The sequence below is a fragment of the Carnobacterium sp. genome (assembly GCF_032094055.1).
GTDB lineage: Bacteria > Bacillota > Bacilli > Lactobacillales > Carnobacteriaceae > Carnobacterium_A.
In genome coordinates this window covers 562-2197 of sequence record NZ_DAMDAK010000137.1, presented here as the reverse complement: position 1 = coordinate 2197, position 1636 = coordinate 562, and the positions used below count along the sequence as shown (strand labels likewise).

Annotated in this window: 2 protein-coding genes; both read right to left on the bottom strand. The window is 33.3% G+C overall.

The window, feature by feature from the left end; all coding sequences use genetic code 11:
* Nucleotides 1-178 precede the first annotated feature (178 nt).
* Nucleotides 179-874 carry an FtsX-like permease family protein gene (locus RT405_RS13280; protein WP_313470328.1) on the bottom strand — a complete coding sequence of 232 codons (696 nt, stop codon included), beginning with the start codon at nucleotides 872-874 and terminating at the stop codon, nucleotides 179-181.
* On the bottom strand, nucleotides 853-1636 hold a 784-nt coding region (locus RT405_RS13275; RefSeq protein ID WP_313470325.1), incomplete at its 5' end, for a hypothetical protein. The genes RT405_RS13280 and RT405_RS13275, both read right to left, overlap by 22 nt.

Below are 1636 nucleotides of genomic sequence, written 5' to 3'. Positions count from 1 at the left end.
CTAGGTTTAATCTAATTCAGTTTTTAAATGGGAACAAGCATGTGAGGGAGGGATCCCCAGATTTTCGTTCTGGGGTATTCTTTAATTTTAACCTGATAGACATAGGATATGTGTTGTTTTAAAGAAAATAGAAAAAGCGTATTTTGACTAGATAATCAAAATACACTTTTTTCTTTCTTTATTTATTTTGTAAAAGGTGTATAGGTTTAGCCGATAATGATTGTTTTGCTGCTATCCATACAACAATTATTGTTGTTATAACAGATAAAAGTATGCCTAAAATGGACCAAGTCATATCTATTTTCATCGGCATTTGGAATAAGAAGCGTAAAGTGATACCTGAAAAGGCTAGGGCAATTCCAGCGCCAACTAATCCAGCCGATAGGGAGATAATCGTGTTTTCTAATAAGATAGACTTCATCAAATTACTAGAAGACATACCAACTGTTTTCATAATAGCAACATCTCGTGTCTGTTGCATTAAGCGAATGACAACTTGATTTCCAATTGTAAGAACAGCTGTTAAAAATGCGAACAACGCTACAATTGAGAAGAAAGCACTTTGCATTTGAATAATATACTGAAGACTATCGATTGCTGTAGCGGCAATTGAATATGCCATTGCTGAACCAGGAAGTTTTTCATTTAATTCTGTTAATATAGTATTTGTTTTTTTAGGATCACTATCTAAGGAATAAGTAATTCGGCTTGGTTTCCCATATGTAGCTAATGTTTCAGTTGGAATACGGATGCCAACGGTTTTAACTACACCAGATTTAAAGAAACCTATAATTTCGCAGTTTACTAATTCATTTCCAATTTGAATGTCAACTGTATCACCGACTTTTACACTTAATTTCTTATAGCTGTCCAAAAGAATTGCTTTTTCCCCTTTGCATCCGATAGAGCTAAATCACGCCCTTCAGATATCATATAGGATCTAGAGTTAAGAGAGGTATCTACCCCTTCTATTGAAATTTTAGTTGAGCTAAAAAATTTATCATCTTTTATATTTTTCATGAATATAGATGCTGCGTCCACTCCGTTAATATTTTGGAGTCTTCCATCTAATTGATAACCTTTTTTCGATCCTTTTATGTCCTTAATAGATTGTAGCTGCTTTTCAACGTTCCCTTCGTCATGAATGGAACTTGTAATAAGGATATTTCCCATTGCCTCTCTTTCCAATTGACCTTGAACTGACTCAATTAAATTGTCTGCAAATACATGACTAGAGACAACAGAAACAACACCAATAGTTAAGGTAACTGCCAATAAACCATTTCGTTTACTTGTAGTAGCCATGTTGTGTAAAGCAAGAAAGAGGCTTTGTGGCATTATGCTTTTCATGGCGCCAATTAATCTGAATAATAAAGAATATATAAACCCTATAAATCGGACAAAAGTAAAAATAAATAACAGAACTGCAGTTGTAAGTAAAAGAGCAAGAAACCACTTAAAGACTGCGTTGCCATTTGTATTTGTTGTGAAAGCTATATTGTAAACATAAATAGAAAGAATGCCACAAGTAAATATAAAAAGTTGAAATTTCTTTTTAAATGGTAAAGCATAATTCACACTTGTGTTCTCAGTATCACGTAACATTTGAAGTGGTGATACACACATTCCACTTTTT